Genomic DNA, 16,078 nt, shown 5'->3' on the forward strand with positions numbered 1-16,078 from the left:
ACAACACGGGTATGCGTGTCGTCATCGTCACCGAATCCTTCCCGCCCGACGTCAACGGCGTGGCCCACTGCGCCCTGCAGACCGCCCGGCATCTCGCCGCACGCGGTCACCAACCGCTCGTCATAGCCCCGGCCACGGCCACGGGGGAGGGCTCTGACGTGCCGTGCCCCGTCATACGGGTGCCCTCGCTTCCGCTGCCCGGCTATCCGGAGGTCCGCCTCGCGCTGCCCAGCCGCCGGGTCGCCGCCGCGATCGCGGCCCACCGGGCCGACCTCGTCCACCTGGCGAGCCCCTTCGTCCTCGGCGTACGCGGCATGGCCGCCGCGGCCCGCCTGAACGTTCCCGCCGTCGCCGTCTACCAGACCGATCTGGCCGGGTACGCCCGCACTTACATGGGCACCGGCGAAGGCACTGCCTGGCGGCGCCTGCGCGCCGTGCACTCGGCCGCCGACCGCACCCTCGCACCGTCCACCTCGGCCCTGCGCGACCTGGAGGAGCACGGGGTGCGCCGGGTGCGGCTCTGGCCCCGCGGCGTCGACACCGACCGCTTCCGGCCGGAAAGGCGCGACGCCGCCCTGCGCCGCGAACTCGCCCCGCACGGCGAACTGATCGTCGGCTACGTCGGCCGCCTCGCCCCCGAGAAGCAGGTGGAACTCCTCGCGGACGTCTGCGCCCTGGACGGCGTACGCGTCGTCGTCACCGGGGACGGGCCGAGCGCGCCGGCCCTGCGCGCCGCCCTGCCCGGCGCGGTCTTCCTCGGCCGCCGCACAGGGGACGAACTCGCCCGGATCCACGCCTCGTTGGACGTCTTCGCACACACCGGGCCCCACGAGACGTTCTGCCAGACCGTGCAGGAGGCCATGGCGAGCGGAGTGCCGGTGATCGCGCCCGCGGCGGGCGGCCCGCTCGATCTCGTACGCCACGGACGTACGGGCCTCCTGGTGCCGCCGAGGGATGCCGGAGCCGTCCGCGACGCCGTCCTGAAGCTCGCGGAGCCGGGGCTGCGAGGCGCCTACGGGCAGGCCGGGCGGGCCGCCGTGCGCGGCCGCACCTGGGCCGCCGTCGGCGATCTGCTCCTGGACCACTATGCCGAGGTGCTCGGCGCACGCGCGGCGGTGGCGGCATGAGCGGCCTCAGGATCGTGCGGCTCGCCAACTTCGTCACCCCCGCCTCCGGCGGCCTTCGCACCGCGCTGCGCGAGCTCGGCCGGGGCTATCTGGCGGCCGGGCACGAACCCGTGCTCGTCGTGCCGGGCGGTCGGGCACGGGACGAACTCACCGAGCAGGGGCGGGTGATCACCCTGCCGGGCGTCGTGCTGCCGGGCACCGGCGGCTACCGGGTGCTCGCCGACCGGCGCCGGGTCCGCCGGGTCCTCGACGACCTCGCGCCCGACCGCATCGAGGTGTCCGACCGCACCACCCTGCGCTGGACCGGCGAGTGGGCGCGCCGCGCCCGGGTCCCCTCGGTGATGGTCTCGCACGAGACGGCCGACGGGGTCCTGCGCACCTGGGGCCTGCCCGAAGCCGTGGCCGGCGGCGCCGCCGACCGGCTCAACAGGCGTACGGGCTGGGCGTTTTCGCGGATCGTGTGCACCACGGAATGGGCCGAGCGCGAGTTCGTACGGATCGGCGCGCGCAATGTGGTGCGGGCCCCACTCGGTGTCGATCTCGCGCAGTGCAGGCCCGGGCGGCGCTCGACGGTGCTGCGGGCCCGGCACGCGCGCGGCGCCCGGGTGCTGCTCCTGATGTGCTCACGGCTCTCCGTCGAGAAGCGGCCGGGTCTCGCCCTGGACGCGCTCGCGGCGCTGCGGCGCACGGGCGTGCGGGCGGCGCTTGTGGTCGCGGGGGACGGCCCGCTGGCGGGAAGCCTGGAGCGCCGGGCGGCCGCCGAACGGCTGCCGGTCGAGTTCCTCGGGCACGTCGCCGACCGCGAGACGCTGGCCGACCTTCAGGCCGCGGCTGACATCTGCCTGGCGCCGGGCCCGGCGGAAACGTTCGGACTCTCGGCCCTCGAAGCGCTGGCCTGCGGAACCCCGGTCGTGTGCAGCGCGTCGTCCGCACTGCCCGAGGTCATCGGCGACGCGGGGCTCGCGGCCGGGAGCACGGGTGAGGAATTCGCCGCTGCTGTGCGGGAGTTGCTGGCCAGGCCCGAGCGGCGACGCCGGGCGGACGCGCGGGCGCGGGCCGAACTGTTCGGCTGGGACGCCTCGGTGGTGGCCTTTCTCGCCGCGCACGACGCGCCGGTGGCGGTGCGGTCCGGCGCCGTCCTGGCGACACCGGAGGTGATCGTGTGACCGCCATGGCCTTCGCCGGTGCGGCCGTCGAACTGCCCCTGCGGGGGCTCCGGTTCGCGGCACTCGGCGACTCGCTCACCGAAGGCGTCGGAGATCCGGTGTGCGGCGGCTGGCGCGGCTGGGCGGCGCTGCTCGCCGGTCACCAGCCGGGCTGGGAGTTCCGCAATTTCGCCGCCAGCGGAGCGCTCACCCTGGACGTGCTGGAGCAACAGGCGCCGATGGCAGGGGAGTTCGCGCCCCACCTCGCCTCGGTCGTCGTCGGCGTCAACGACACACTGCGCCGCTCCTTCGACATTCACCGCGTCGCGGTACGCCTCGACGCGGTGTACGGCAGCCTTACCGGGCAGGGAGCGGTGCTGCTCACCGCCTGTCTGCCCGACCCGGGCGCCATGCTGGGGCTGCCGGGGCCGCTCGCCCGCCCGCTCGCCAGGAGACAGCGGGCCGTCAACACCGTGGTGCACGCCCTGTCCGCGCGGTACGGAGCGGTCCATCTGCACCTCGCCGAGCCGGCCTGGGTCGAGGACCGCGCCCTGTGGAGCGCGGACCGGCTGCATCCCGGCGAGCGCGGGCACCGGCTGATCGCGGCCCGCTGCCACACGCTGCTCGCCGAGCGCGGCCTGGCACCGGGCGCACCACCCCCGGTCGAACCGGAACAGCCGCCGCCGAGTGCCGCCGCCTCGCTCTTCTGGCTGGCCACCTCGGGCACCGCCTGGCTGGCCCGCCGCTCCACCGACCTGCTGCCCCAGCTGCTCCGCCTGGCCGGCGAGGAACTGCGCCACACGGCGCGGCTCGATCTGCATGCCGCCGGAGCCCTGACGGCCGCCCTGGCGGCCGTTTCGCCGGGTCAGGGCCGGCCCGCCGGTGCGAACCTCAGCGGCGTACCGGGGGTGGCCTGAGCGGCGGCCGCCAGGTCGGGTTCGGGGACGACGCCGATCACCGGGTAGCCGCCGGTCGTCGGATGGTCGGCGAGGAAGACCACCGGCCGTCCGTCCGGCGGCACCTGCACCGCGCCCAACACCATTCCCTCGCTGGGGAGTTCACCCTCCACGGCGCGCCGCAGCGCGGGCCCCTCGGTACGCAGCCCGATGCGATTGCTCGCCGAGGACACCCGGTAGCGTCCGGCGGCGAGAACGGCCGTGGCGTCCGCCGTGAACCAGTCCGCGCGCGGCCCCGGGCGCATGCGCAGCACCAGTTCCTGCGGCACGCCCGGCGCGGGCGCCTCGTCCACGTGCGGGTATGTGCTTCCCGGGCGGCCCAGCGGCAGCACGGCGCCGTCCCTGAGCAGGGCCGGGCCGAGGCCCGACAGGAGGTCGGTGGAGCGGCTGCCGAGCACCGGCTCGACGGTGATGCCGCCGGCGAACGCCAGGTAGGAACGCACCCCGTGCGTCGCCGCGCCCACCTCGACCACGGCCCCCGGCGGCACCCGCACCGGCGCGCCCCACGCCACCGGCCGGCCGTCCAGCGTGACCGCGCAGGGCGCGCCGGTCACCGCCACGGTGACCGCACAACGAGGGCGTACCGCACACCCGTTGAGGGTCGTTTCGAGGACGGCCGCCCCCATGGCATTGCCGACCAGGCGGTTGGCAAGACGGCTCGCGGGCAGATCGAGCGCGCCCGAACGCGGCACCCCGAGGTGTGCGTGGCCGTGCCTCCCCTCGTCCTGTACGGAGGTCAGCGCTCCGGCCCGTACGACGGACAGGGCCCGGTCGGTCATCGCGCCGCCCGGGGCACGAAGCGGACCCGGGTGCCCGGGGTGAGCAGTGCGGCGGGCTCGCGGTGCGGGTCCCACAGGGCGGCGTCCGTACTGCCGATCAGCTGCCAGCCGCCGGGGGAGGGGCGCGGATAGACACCGGTGTACGGACCCGCGAGGGCCACCGAGCCCGCCGGGACCGAGGTACGCGGGGTGTCCCGGCGCGGCACGGCGTACCGCTCGCCGAGCCCGGTGAGGTAGGCGAAGCCGGGCGCGAACCCGCAGAAGGCGACCCGGAACTCGGCCGAGGAGTGGATGTGTACCGCCTCCTGTTCCGAGACCTGCCACAGGGCCGCGACGTCCGCGAGATCGGGGCCGTCGTAGTGCACGGAGATCTCCACCGTCTCCTGGGCGCCCGCCTCCAAAGGAGGGATGCGCCACGTCGTCAACTGGGTGGCCAGCGCCTGGGGATCGGTGATGCCGTCGAGCAGTACCGTGCGGGCCGCGGGCACGATCTCCCGTACCGCAGGGAGCGTTCCGGCGGCGCGGCGGCGCAGCAGCTCGGCGTGCAGCGCGCCGGCCGCCTCGCCGTTCTCCAGCTCGACAAGGAGAGCGTGCTCCCCGACCGGCAGGGGGCGCAGGGTGCTCATGAGAACGCCGCCACCCGGACGCCCGCCGACTCGAGCGCCGCCCGCACCCGGCGGGCCAGGTCCACCGCGCCCGGCGTGTCGCCGTGCAGGCACAGCGAGCCGGCGCCGACCGGCACCGGCTCGCCGGACTCGGCCACGACCGTGCCGTCCAGGGCCATCGCGACCGCTCGCGCGACCACGGCGTCCGGGTCGCTGACGACCGCGCCGTCCCGCCCGCGCGGCACCAGGGTGGCGTGCGCGGTGTAGGCGCGGTCCGCGAACGCCTCGGTGACGACGCCGAGCCCGGCCCGCTCGGCCGCCGCGAGCAGCCGCGAACCGGGCAGCCCGAGGACGGGGAGCGCCCCGCCCGCCAGGAGTACTCCTTCGACGACGGCGGCCGCCTGTTCCTCGTCGCGCACGACGCGGTTGTAGAGCGCGCCGTGCGGCTTGACGTACGAGACCCGGCTGCCCGCGGCGCGCGCGAAGACCTCCAACGCGCCGATCTGGTAAGCGACTTCGGCCGCCAGCTCATGAGGCGGAACGTCCATGGAGCGGCGGCCGAAGCCCGCCAGGTCGCGGTAGGAGACCTGGGCGCCGATGCGTACGCCGCGCTCCGCCGCCTGGGCGCACACCCGCCGCATGATGGCCGGGTCGCCCGCGTGGAAGCCGCAGGCCACATTGGCACTGGTGACGACGGACAGAAGCTGTTCGTCGTCGGTCAGCCGCCAGTGGCCGAAGCCCTCGCCGAGGTCGGCATTGAGGTCGATCGACGTCGTCGCGGACCGGGTCATGGGCGCGGGATCTCCTGTTCACGAGGGTGCGTGGTCCTGTGGTGCAGTCTGCCCCGGGCGGGGCGGGGGCGCTCGGCCAGTGCGGGTCAGGGCGTCCGGTACCGGTCGTCGCGGATGTCGGTGACGAACATCCGGCCCGGCGCGTGGGTGAGCGCGAACGGCGGGCGGGACGCCATCACCGCCGCCTGCGGGGTGACCCCGCAGGCCCAGAACACCGGCACGTCGCCCGGCATGGCGTCCACCGGGTCCCCGAAGTCGGGCCGGGACAGGTCCGCGATGCCGAGCGCCGCCGGATCGCCCGAGTGCACGGGCGCGCCGTGGACCGCGGGCATCGCCCGTGTCACCCGGCAGGCCGTGCCCACCAGGTGGGACGGGATCGGCCGCATCGACACCACCAGCGGGCCGCTGAGCCGCCCCGCGGGCCGACAGGGCCGGTTCGTCACGTACATCGAGACGTTGCGGCCCTGCTCGATGTGGCGCAACGGCACGCCCTCCGCGGCCAGTTGGGATTCAAACGTGAAGCTGCACCCGATGAGGAACGTCACCAGGTCGTCCCGCCAGAAGGCGGCGGCGTCGGCGGGCTCGGCGACGAGCTCGCCGTCCTCCCACACGCGGTAGCGGGGAACTTCCGAGCGCAAGTCGGCATGGAGGGCGAGCCGCGTCCTGAAGGAGCCGGGCTCCGTGACGTCGAGGAGCGGGCAGGGCTGCGGATTGCGCTCGCAGAACCGCCGTACGTCCTCGGCCCAGTCGGCCGGTACGGAGATCAGGTTCGCCTGGGTGTGTCCGGGCGCCCAGCCCGCGGTCGGCACGTCCGTGCCCGAACGGAACAGGGCGCGGGCCTCGCCCGGGGACGTCAAGGGCTCCATGGCGTTCACGTCAGCTCCTGTCCTCGCGTCTCGGGCAGTCCGAGCAGGGCCAGTACGGCGATGGCGTAGCCGACCGCGCCGAACACCAGGGCGCCGCCGACGCCCCAGCTGCCGGCGAGATAGCCGACCAGGGTGGGGAAGAACGCGCCCACGGCCCGGCCGGTGTTGTACGTGAAGCCCTGGCCGGTGCCGCGCACGGCGGTCGGATACAGCTCGCTGAGGAACGAGCCGAAGCCGCTGAAGATCGCCGACATGCAGAAGCCGAGCGGGAAGCCGAGCACCAGGAGGAGGGTGTTGGCCCCGGACGGAAGGTGTGTGTAGGCGAGGATGCACACGGCCGACAGAACCGCGAACAGGGCGATGTTCTTCTTCCGGCCGAGCCGGTCGGTGAGGTATCCGCCGGTCAGATAGCCGATGAAGGCGCCGGAGATCAGGAAGGCCAGATAGCCGCCGGTGCCGACGACCGTGAGGTGCCGGTCGCTCTTGAGGAAGGTGGGCACCCAGGTGGCGAGCGTGTAGTAGCCGCCCTGGACACCGGCCGAGAGCAGCACCGCGAAGAGGGTCGTGCGCAGCAGCGGGCCCCGGAAGATGGCGGCGAAGGTGGGGCCGCCGCTCGTGGTGCGGGCCGTGGCGAGGCGCTGCTCGGTGGCCTGGGGCGCGTCGCTGACGTTGCGGCGTACGTAGACGAGCAGCAGGGCCGGGAGCGCGCCGGTCCAGAACACCACGCGCCAGGCGGTGTCCGCGTCCACGTACCGGAACACCAGCGTGTACACGACGACGGCGAGCGCCCAGCCGGCCGCCCACGCGCTCTGCACCGCCCCCAGGGTCCGCCCGCGGTGCTCGGCCGAGGCGTACTCGGCGACCAGGATCGCGCCGACCGCCCACTCGCCGCCGAAGCCGAGCCCCTGGAGGGCGCGGAACACCAGCAGCGTCTCGTAGTTGGGCGCGAATCCGCAGAGCACCGTGAAGACCGCGTAGGTGCCGACGGTGATCATCAGTGCCCTGACCCGGCCGATCCGGTCCGCGACCACCCCGGCGAACGCGCCGCCGACGGCGGACACCACCAGCGTCACGGTCGTGAGCAGCCCCGTCTGGCCGGTGTCGAGCCCGAAGTACGCCGAGATCGCGACCATGGTGAGCGGGAGCGTGAAGAAGTCGTACGAGTCGAGGGCGTAGCCCCCGAAGGCGCCTGAGAAGGCGCGGCGGCCGGCGGGGCCGAGCGTGCGCAGCCATCCGAACGGGCCGTTGTCGTGTGGGTGTTGACCGTGCTGCGGCTGTGCCTTGGTCGTGCTCAATGTGCACCTCGCAGGAGGGGACGAGAGGGCTGCCGAGACTGTGCGGGGCCGGAGTGGGTCCGGTTCCTGAGGTTCCTCGGGCGCGCGTCCGGGGTGCGGCCGCCCTGGAACGCGGTACCGGTGTGCGGTGCCGGTCGTGCGGTGTCGGTGTGCGGTTTCCTCAACGTAGGGGATTGTTGAACGATCCGACAAGACTCATGCCGAGATGTTCCTGCATCCTCATGCGCTCACGCCCTCACGATGCTTCTACGATGGGCGCACGCGTCGGCGGGAGCGGCCGGCGGGGAGAGAGGGCGCTGTGGCGACAACGGACTCCGGACCCGGCGGGCTTGCCGAGGACCGCGCGCTGCTCGGCCGCACCAGCACGGCGGAGCGGGTCGCGGACATCCTGCGCAGCCGGATCGCGGCAGGCTTCTTCCCTCCGGGGGAGCGCCTCGCGGAGGACGCCATCGGCAAGGCCCTCGGAGTCTCGCGCAACACCCTGCGCGAGGCCTTCCGGCTGCTCACCCACGAACGGCTCCTGGTCCACGAACTCAACCGCGGGGTCTTCGTCCGGGTGCTCGCCGTCGAGGACGTCGCCGACATCTACCGCACCCGGCGCCTCGTCGAATGCGCCGTCGTCCAGGGGCTCGGCGAGCCGCCCTACCGCCTCGACGGGCTCGACGACGCCGTCTCGGGCGGCGAACGCGCGGCCGAGCAGGGCGACTGGCAGGGCGTCTCCACCGCCAACATCCACTTCCACCGCGAACTCGTGGGCCTCGCGGGCAGCGCCCGCACCGACGAGCTGATGCGCGGCGTGCTCGCCGAACTCCGCCTGGCCTTCCACGTGGTGGACGACCCGCGCCGCCTCCACCAGCCCTACCTCGTACGCAACCGGGAGATCCTCGAAGCGCTGCGCGCGGGGGAGCGGGCGCCGGCCGAGCGGCTGCTCGCCGACTACCTCGACGACTCGCGCGCCCAGCTCGTCGAGGCGTACGGGAAACTGGTCGCGGACGCCCCCGCGTAGCTGCTGCGCAACCGCTGTGAGAGGCCCTCAGAGGCGGGCTGATCTGCGCCGTTTCGACCGTTGTCAGTGCGAGGACCTAATCTGTCCACCGTGACTTCGCCTGCCTCGACGGAACCCGTTCCGCCCCAGCTCAGCGCGGCGGCGCGCCCCGCACCGGGCCCGGCCGCCGACGAGGGGCTCGCGCGGCGGCTGCGCGCGCTGGCGTGCACCGCGCCGCTGCACGACCTCGACGTGCGCAAGGCCAACCTCGCGGGCGAGTACTCGGTGTACGCGATGGCCGAGGTGGCCCTCGCCTCCATCGACCTCGTCACGCTGAACATGGACTTCGACACGGGCGCCGACCACGAGCAGATCGTGGCCCGGCTCGTCCCGCGCGTCGCCGCCCAGGCACCGGCCCGGCCCGCCGCCGAGCACGAGCGGGTGGCCCGCTGGGTCCTGGAGAACCTGATCAACGTGGGCAGCGTGGACCGGGGCTTCCGCGCGGTGTACGGCACGTTCGACCCGGACGGGGTGTACGTCCGCCGGGACTACGACTTCAAGCTCCTCGAAGAGGTCCCCGGCTACGGCGGCGCCGTGTACCTGCGCACCACCGACGAGGCCGTCAACGTCCTGGTGGGCGCCCTCGACACCGACGTCACCAGCGCCCAGATCGCGGCCGAGGTCAAGCTGGAGGTCCTGATCAGCCGTGGCCGCCTGGCCGACGCCCAGCTCGCCGCCGAACAGGCCCGCTACCGCACGGTCCAGTACGCCGAGACGCTGCGGCGCACCCTGGAGGCCACGCGGCGCAACGTGCGCGCGGTCGACTGGCTCAACGCGGTGCCGGACATGATCGCCGAGGCCCTCGACCACGTCGCCGACCGCTACCGGCACGAAAACGCGATCCTCACCAACATCCGCAAGGCCCGCGACGAGGCGGAGGACCCCGAGCACAAGCGCCGCGCCGCCGAGCTCGTCGACATCGTCAAGGACTGCATCCGCCGCCACACCCAGCTCCAGTCCCGCCTCCTGGAGGCGGGCCCGCTGTTCCGTGCCGAACAGGACCGCCAGGCCTTCGCCCGCCCGGCCGCGCGCGCCGGCCTCGACCTGTACGGCCAGCTGGTCGCCCCGCTGCTGCCGCTCCCGGTGGCGGACGCGATCCGGGTCACCGACGCCTTCTTCGCGCGCGGGACCGGCCTGCGCACCCCGGTGTCCGTACGGGTCGGCGACCTTGTGGACATACTGCTCACGCCCCCCGTGGAGCGCGAGCACCTCGGCGCGGAGATGCCCGAGCCGGACCTCATCGCCACCCCCGACGACAGCCGGTTCAGCGAGGAGCAGCTCGCCGCCGCCATGGAACTGCTCGACCTGGAGCACGACGCCCCGCGCCGGCTCTCCGGCCTGCTGGCCGAGGCCCGCCGCCTCGACCCCGAACTGCCGTACCTGGTCGCCCTGCTGGCGGTCCACGCCGCGAGCCCCCCGGTGGGCACGGCATACCGCCAGGGCGAGGAGCGGCTGCTGTTCGCGGTGGACGACGGCACGCAGCTGGACGACCCGGAGTTCGGCGGGGCGGACCTGATCGTGGGGACGGCGCTGCTGGACGCGGTGGGGATGGCGGCGGGCCGGACGGAGGCGGCGTGAGCGGTACCGGCCGGTGGTCCTGGGGCTCCGCCCCAGACCCCGCTCCTCAAACGCCGGAGGGGCTGGATTTGAACCCGCGGCGGGGTCGAGGGGCGCAGCCCCCGCGGGGGTCTGGGGGCGGAGCCCCCGGAAAGAACACCCTTCCTCTTCCACTCAACCCCGGAGGCCACGCGGCTGAGCCGCAGAGTGTCACAGCGGGAAGGGGCGGAGTGGGGAGCAAGCCCGCCGCAGGCGACCAGCACCCCGCACCAGACGTACGCACCAAGGAGACACACCCGTGACCGACCACCACCCCGAGCCCGCGTTCGGCGACGACGCCGAGGCCCCGGCGCCCGCCGCACCCGGCACGGGCGGCGAGCCGCGGGCCACCCCCGCCGCACCCGGCACCGGCGGCGAGCCCAGGGTCACCCCCGCCGACGCCGCCGACGCCGCGCGGCTTGTCGCCTTCGGCCTGCAGCCCAAGCTGCTCCCGGCCAGGGACGCCGAGTACGGCGAGCTGCTGCGCAGGTACCGGGAGGACCCCGCGTTCGCCCGCCTCGCGGACGCCGTCGCAGCCGGCCTCGGCCTGGTCGTCCTGGAGGTGTCGCCCCGCGCCGGCATGGCCGTGACGGCCGCCGAGGACTCGGTCTTCGCCGTCCGCATGGGCGACTACGCGCGCCGGGCCGCCGCCCCCGACTCCGCCGACCGCTTCCTGCACGGCCTGGCCCATCTGGCCGTCGCCGCGATGGCGTTCCCCCGGCCCGAGGACCTCGCCGACGACGGCTACATCGGCCGGATCACGGTCAACGGCGTCGACGCCTTCGTGCGGCAGGCCTGCCGCCGCCTGGAGGAGCGGGCCGAGGAGATGGGCGAGAACACCGACCCCGAAAGCGGCGCCCCGGGCCTGGAGGCCGCCTGGCGGATCTACGCGCGGCGCAGTTCCACCGGCGCCACCAAGGACGCGCGCCGGCTCGCCGGTTCGACCACCGGCATCGTCGCCAAGGCCGTCGCCTTCCTCACCGAATCCGGCTTCCTCCAGCGCACCGGCGACGACGCGGGCGGCGCCTACCGCACCACCGCCCGCTACCAGTTGCAGGTCCGCGACATGGCGGGCAGCGCCGCCCTGTCCGAGCTGATCGAACTCGGCGTGGTCGCGGTCACCGACGGCGGCGCCACCCTGCTCCCGCCGACCGACGCCGACGACCTGGACCTGGTGGCCGACGCCGGGCTTCCGTTCCACTCCTGACCTCGCCTCCCACCCCCACCACCACGAGAGTCCGCCGACATGTACGAGTTGTCCCGGGTCCGCCTCTACTCCATCGGGCCTGCCGGTGCGCGCTACGCCGACACCGTGCTTGACCTGCGAGGAGTCGGCGCACCCGTGCCCAACCCGGCCCCCGCGCAGGCCGAGTTCTTCGAGGACGAGCCGGTCGGCCCGCCGCGCCGCCCGGCGCCCGCGGGCGTGCTCTTCCTGGAGAACGGCGGAGGCAAGTCCGTACTGCTCAAGCTGATCTTCTCGGTGATGCTGCCCGGCCACCGCAACACCCTGGGCGGCGCGAGCTCCGGCGTGCTGCGCAAGTTCCTGCTCGCCGACGACTGCGGGCACGTCGCCCTGGAGTGGCAGCACACCCTCACCGGCGAGCTCGTCGTGGTCGGCAAGGTCAGCGAATGGCGCGGCCGCCAGGTCTCCAACGACCCGCGGAAGTTCGCCGAGGCCTGGTACTCGTTCCGGCCGGGCCCCGGGCTCAGCCTGGACTCACTGCCGGTCGCCGAGTCCAGCGCGATGCGGCCGTCCGTGGAAGGCGCCTCGGGCGCCCAGGGCCGCCGCCGCACCATGAAGGGCTTCCGTGACGCCATCACCGAGGCGACCAAGGCGTACCCGCACCTGGAGGTGTACTGGGAGGAGATCCACGACCGCTGGAACGAACACCTCGGCGACCTGGGTCTTGACCCCGAACTCTTCCGCTACCAGCGGGAGATGAACGCCGACGAGGGTGAGGCCGCGGGCCTGTTCGCGGTCAAGAAGGACTCCGACTTCACCGACCTGCTCCTTCGCGCCGTCACCGACACCCGCGACACCGACGGACTCGCCGACCTGGTCAGCGGCTTCGGCAACAAGCTCGGCCGCCGCGCCGAGCTCACCGCCGAACGCGACTTCACCGCGGGCTCGGTGGACCTCCTGAACCGGATCGTCGAAGCCGCCGAGACGCGCGCCCGGGCCCGTGACATCCATGCCGGGGCCGAGCGCCGCACCCGCACCCTCGCCCGCCGGCTCTCCGCCCGCGCCGCCGCCGAGCGCGGCCGTGCCACCGACCTCGCCCAGCAGGTCACCGCCGCCGCCCACCATGTCACCCTCGCCGAGCAGGCGCGCGGCCGCAGCTCCCTGATTGCCGCCGAACTCGCCTACCGGCACGCCTCGTTGGCGCTCGCCGTCGCAGAGAAGGCGGCCGCCGCGCAGCGCCGCGAGCTGGCCGATGCCCGCACCCTGCACTCCGCCTGGCAGGCCGCCGAGGCGGTCCTGCGCCACCGCGCCGCCGCCGACCGCTCGGCCCGCGTCGCCGCCGCCATCCAGGAGGCCGAACGGGACGCGGCCCCCGCCCTCGCCGCCCGCGCCAAGGCCGCCGCCGATCTCGTACGGGCCCTGCACGCGGCCGCCGAGGACGGCGAGCGCGTCGCGGCCGAGGAGGAAGAGCGCTCCGCCGGCCTCCAGGAAGCGGGCGAGGCCGCCCACCGCGATGCCACCGCCGCCGCGACCGAGGCCCAGCGCGCCCGCAGCGAGGCCGGGCACCTGCGCCAGCGCCTGGCGGAGGTCGAGCAGGAGACCGCCGAGGCCGTACGCGCCGGATGGCTCGACGACAGCGCGCCGGACGCCGACCCGGCCCGTGCCGCGCTCGCCGCCAGCGACGCGGAGAAGACCGCGGTGGCCGGCTGGGACGCGGCCCGCGAAGCCGCCCGCGCCGCCGCCGACCGGGCCCGCGAGGCCGCCTCCGTCGAGGCCCGCGCCGAACTGGCCGCGGCCCGCGCCGAGGACGCCGCCCGCGCCGCCGAGAACGCCTACGACGCCGAGCGCCGGGCCGCCGAATCGCTCGCCGCCGAAGAACGCCTGGCCGAACTGCTCAGCCTGCCCGGAGCCACCGGCGGCGTGCCCGAGCCCCGCAGGCACGACGGCGAAGACGCCCAGAGCCCGCTCAGCGCCGAGGAGTTGGACCGCAGCGCGGATGACCTGCGCGCCCTCCTCGACCAGAACATCGCCTCCGCCGAACGCCAGCTCTTCGAGCTGCGCACGGCCGCCGCCGACGACTCGCGCATCCTCGGCGCCCTCGGCGACGGTGGGCTGCTTCCGCCCAGCCCCGACGTGCTCGCCACCGTCGAGTACCTCGGCGAGCACGGCATTCCCGCGCTGCCCGGCTGGCGCTACCTCGCCCAGGCCGTGGCCCCCGCCGACCACGCCGCCGTGCTCGCCGCCCGCCCCGAGCTCGTCGACGGCGTGGTGATCACCGACCCCGCCTCGCACGCCCGGGCCCGCGAGGCGCTCGCCGGCGCCGCCCTGCTGCCGCGCTCCGCGGTGGCCGTGGGCACAACTGCCGCACTGCTCGCACCCGTTCCGACCGCGGACTCGGGCGGCGACAGCGGCATCTTCCTCGTGCCGCCGAACCCGGCCATGCACGACGAGGGCGCCGCCGACGAGGAGCGCCAGACGCTGCGCGCCCGCGCCACCGCCCGCGACGAGGAGATCCGTACGCTGGCCGCCCGGCTCACCGGGGACCGCTCGCTCGCCGCCCGCATCGGATCCTGGCGCGCCGACTGCCCGCCCGGCATGCTCGCCGAGCTCGCCACCGCCGCCCACGGCGCCCGCGAGGCCGCCAAGGAGGCAGCACAGGAACTGACCGAGGCCCGCACCGTACGGGCCGAGGCGGACGAGGCGGCCGCCGACACCGCGCAGGTACGCGACGAACGCCAAGAGGCAGCCCAGCGCGCCCGGCGCGCGGCCGACGCGCTCGCCGGGCTCGCCTACCGGCTGCGCGAGCGGGCCGGCTGGCAGGTCAAGCTCCGCGAACTCGCCGACGACGCGGCCGAGTCGGAGGCCCGCGCCCAGACGTTCCTGGAGCGCGCCAAGGCCGCCGACGAGGACCGCCGTGCCGCCCAGCGCGCCGCCGACGACGCCCACCGCACCTCCCGCGCGCTGCGCGCCGAGCGCGCCGAGATCGCGGGCGCCCCCGAAACCCTGCCGGAGCCCGACTCGAACGCCCCGCGCGCCGCGCTGCCCGCCCTGCGCGAGGCCTACCGCGCCGCGTCCCAGCTGTACGAGAAGGTCGGCGTCGGCGCCGACCTGCGTGCCGAGCAGGCCCGCGCCGAGAGCGACGAAAGCGCCGCCCTCGCCGAGCTCGACCGCCTCACCAACAAGGTGCGCACCCGCGCCGCCACCCTCCTCGAAGGCACCGACGGCGCCGACGGGCCCTCCCGTCAGGCGGCTGCCGCCCGCGCCGAGTCGCTCGTACAGATGCTGGAGACCCGGGCGTCCACGGCGAGCGAGCAGCTCGGCCGGCTGCGCGGCGAGGCCGAACGCCTGGCACCCTCCGACGGCGAGACGCACACCGAGCTCCCCGAGGACCAGGTGCCCGCCGACGCCGAGCAGGCCCAGGCCCTGCTGCGTACCGCGACCACCGAACTCGCCGCGCGGACCGACGAGTTGGACACCTCCCGCGCGGCCCACGCCGAACTGCTCACCGCCCACCGGGCCGCCGAGGACGCGGCAGGCGGCTTCGACGAGACGGCCGCGCTGCTGCGCGACCTGCTGCGGGACAACAGCCAGGGCCCGGACGAGGACAGTGCCCCCGAGCCGTACCCGGGCAGCCTGGAGGAGGCCCGGCAGTCCGCCGCCGAGACACGCCGCTCGCTGCGCGGCTGCTCCGGCGACCTCTCGGCCGCCGACTCGGCGGTCCGCGAGGCGTCCGACATCCTGGTGCGGCACGCCAACGCCACCCGCTACGAGCAGGTCCGCACCCCGGCCCGCCAGCAGATCCGCGAACTGCCCGCCGCCTCCCTGCCCGAGCACGCCGCCGCCTGGGCCGCCGCCTTCGAACCCAGGCTGCGCGTCCTGACCGACGAGCTGGAGCAGCTGGAGCGAAACCGCGACTCCATCGTCGACCGGCTGCGCGGTCTCGTGGAGTCCGCGCTCACCACGCTCCGCTCCGCCCAGCGCCTCTCCCAGCTCCCCGAAGGCCTCGGCGAATGGTCCGGGCAGGAGTTCCTGCGGATCCGCTTCGACGAGCCCGACCAGGCCACCCTCACCGAACGGCTCGGCGAGGTCATCGACGACGCCACCCGTGCCGCCGTCAAGAAGAACTCCGACCTGCGCAGGGACGGCATGTCCCTGCTGCTGCGCGGAGTGCAGGCGGCCCTTGAGCCGCGCGGCATCTCCGTGGAGATCCTCAAGCCGGACGCGGTGCTGCGCGCCGAGCGCGTGCCCGTCGGGCAGATGGGCGACGTGTTCTCCGGCGGCCAGCTGCTCACCGCCGCCATCGCCCTGTACTGCACGATGGCGGCGCTGCGCAGCAACGACCGCGGGCGGGACAAGCACCGGCACGCCGGGACGCTCTTCCTCGACAACCCGATCGGCCGCGCCAACGCGACGTACCTCCTGGAGCTCCAGCGGGCCGTGTCCGACGCGCTCGGCGTCCAGCTCCTCTACACGACCGGCCTGTTCGACACGACCGCGCTCGCAGAGTTCCCCCTGGTGATCCGGCTGCGCAACGACGCGGACCTCAGGGCGGGTCTGAAGTACATCAGCGTCGAGGAGCACCTGCGGCCCGGCCTGCCCCAGCAGGACACCGCGGGCGAGACCGTGCACGGCGAGATCACCGCGACGCGCATGTTCAAGAAGCCAGCCTGACAAGGGAGTTGAGGCGTCC

12 protein-coding genes are annotated in these 16,078 nt (G+C 74.8%); 7 read left to right on the forward strand and 5 right to left on the reverse strand.

Going from position 1 to position 16,078, the window contains the following annotated elements; all coding sequences use genetic code 11:
• Positions 1-11: 11 nt before the first annotated feature.
• Genes ACSHXC_RS32290 through ACSHXC_RS32300 form a run of 3 tightly spaced genes read left to right on the forward strand, consistent with a single transcriptional unit; the run spans position 12 to position 3,189 of the window.
• Positions 12-1,127, forward strand: a complete 1,116-nt coding sequence (locus tag ACSHXC_RS32290; protein WP_438294903.1) for a glycosyltransferase family 4 protein — start codon at positions 12-14, stop codon at positions 1,125-1,127.
• On the forward strand, positions 1,124-2,293 hold the full coding sequence (locus tag ACSHXC_RS32295; RefSeq protein ID WP_438294904.1) for a glycosyltransferase: 1,170 nt from the start codon (positions 1,124-1,126) through the stop codon (positions 2,291-2,293). Before ACSHXC_RS32290 ends, ACSHXC_RS32295 begins: the two co-directional genes overlap by 4 nt.
• A gap of 38 nt (positions 2,294-2,331) precedes the next feature.
• Positions 2,332-3,189 (forward strand): SGNH/GDSL hydrolase family protein, encoded by an 858-nt coding sequence (locus ACSHXC_RS32300; protein WP_438296946.1) that lies wholly within the window; start codon positions 2,332-2,334, stop codon positions 3,187-3,189.
• On the opposite strand, the gene ACSHXC_RS32305 is transcribed toward ACSHXC_RS32300, so the two are convergent.
• The 5 genes from ACSHXC_RS32305 to ACSHXC_RS32325 form a co-directional block, all read right to left on the reverse strand.
• Entirely contained in the window at positions 3,138-4,007 is an 870-nt protein-coding gene (locus tag ACSHXC_RS32305) for a biotin-dependent carboxyltransferase family protein (RefSeq protein WP_438294905.1), read from the reverse strand. The two genes, ACSHXC_RS32300 and ACSHXC_RS32305, sit on opposite strands and share 52 nt — an antisense overlap.
• The gene (pxpB, locus tag ACSHXC_RS32310) at positions 4,004-4,633 is read right to left on the reverse strand and encodes a 5-oxoprolinase subunit PxpB (RefSeq protein ID WP_438294906.1); all 630 of its coding nucleotides are present in this window, start codon (positions 4,631-4,633) and stop codon (positions 4,004-4,006) included. Before pxpB ends, ACSHXC_RS32305 begins: the two co-directional genes overlap by 4 nt.
• The gene (locus ACSHXC_RS32315) at positions 4,630-5,403 is read right to left on the reverse strand and encodes a LamB/YcsF family protein (RefSeq protein ID WP_438294907.1); all 774 of its coding nucleotides are present in this window, start codon (positions 5,401-5,403) and stop codon (positions 4,630-4,632) included. The genes pxpB and ACSHXC_RS32315 overlap by 4 nt, the downstream gene beginning before the upstream one ends.
• An 86-nt stretch (positions 5,404-5,489) precedes the next feature.
• On the reverse strand, positions 5,490-6,269 hold the full coding sequence (locus tag ACSHXC_RS32320) for a putative hydro-lyase (RefSeq protein ID WP_438296948.1): 780 nt from the start codon (positions 6,267-6,269) through the stop codon (positions 5,490-5,492).
• Between the two features lie 5 nt (positions 6,270-6,274).
• The gene (locus ACSHXC_RS32325) at positions 6,275-7,564 is read right to left on the reverse strand and encodes an MFS transporter (RefSeq protein WP_438294908.1); all 1,290 of its coding nucleotides are present in this window, start codon (positions 7,562-7,564) and stop codon (positions 6,275-6,277) included.
• 298 nt (positions 7,565-7,862) lie between these two features.
• Between ACSHXC_RS32325 and ACSHXC_RS32330 the strand changes: the two genes are divergently transcribed.
• The 4 genes from ACSHXC_RS32330 (at position 7,863) to ACSHXC_RS32345 (ending at position 16,059) form a co-directional block, all read left to right on the forward strand.
• Positions 7,863-8,570: a GntR family transcriptional regulator gene (locus ACSHXC_RS32330; RefSeq protein ID WP_438294909.1), complete on the forward strand. Its 708-nt coding sequence runs from the start codon at positions 7,863-7,865 to the stop codon at positions 8,568-8,570.
• Positions 8,571-8,660: 90 nt separating this feature from the next.
• Positions 8,661-10,187 (forward strand): hypothetical protein, encoded by a 1,527-nt coding sequence (locus ACSHXC_RS32335; RefSeq protein WP_438294910.1) that lies wholly within the window; start codon positions 8,661-8,663, stop codon positions 10,185-10,187.
• 277 nt (positions 10,188-10,464) lie between these two features.
• Positions 10,465-11,412, forward strand: a complete 948-nt coding sequence (locus tag ACSHXC_RS32340; protein ID WP_438294911.1) for a hypothetical protein — start codon at positions 10,465-10,467, stop codon at positions 11,410-11,412.
• Positions 11,413-11,451: 39 nt separating this feature from the next.
• The gene (locus ACSHXC_RS32345) at positions 11,452-16,059 is read left to right on the forward strand and encodes a hypothetical protein (protein WP_438294912.1); all 4,608 of its coding nucleotides are present in this window, start codon (positions 11,452-11,454) and stop codon (positions 16,057-16,059) included.
• Positions 16,060-16,078: the final 19 nt, after the last annotated feature.

The organism is Streptomyces sp. HUAS TT7 (assembly GCF_051550175.1).
Lineage (GTDB): Bacteria > Actinomycetota > Actinomycetes > Streptomycetales > Streptomycetaceae > Streptomyces.

What these genes read in the sequence shown, in the direction of transcription:
- ACSHXC_RS32305 (WP_438294905.1), bottom strand. Translation starts at nt 4,007, where the DNA reads ATGACCGACCGGGCCCTGTCCGTCGTACGGGCCGGAGCGCTGACCTCC.
- ACSHXC_RS32290 (WP_438294903.1), top strand. Translation starts at nt 12, where the DNA reads ATGCGTGTCGTCATCGTCACCGAATCCTTCCCGCCCGACGTCAACGGC.
- pxpB (WP_438294906.1), bottom strand. Translation starts at nt 4,633, where the DNA reads ATGAGCACCCTGCGCCCCCTGCCGGTCGGGGAGCACGCTCTCCTTGTC.
- ACSHXC_RS32295 (WP_438294904.1), top strand. Translation starts at nt 1,124, where the DNA reads ATGAGCGGCCTCAGGATCGTGCGGCTCGCCAACTTCGTCACCCCCGCC.
- ACSHXC_RS32320 (WP_438296948.1), bottom strand. Translation starts at nt 6,269, where the DNA reads ATGGAGCCCTTGACGTCCCCGGGCGAGGCCCGCGCCCTGTTCCGTTCG.
- ACSHXC_RS32345 (WP_438294912.1), top strand. Translation starts at nt 11,452, where the DNA reads ATGTACGAGTTGTCCCGGGTCCGCCTCTACTCCATCGGGCCTGCCGGT.
- ACSHXC_RS32315 (WP_438294907.1), bottom strand. Translation starts at nt 5,403, where the DNA reads ATGACCCGGTCCGCGACGACGTCGATCGACCTCAATGCCGACCTCGGC.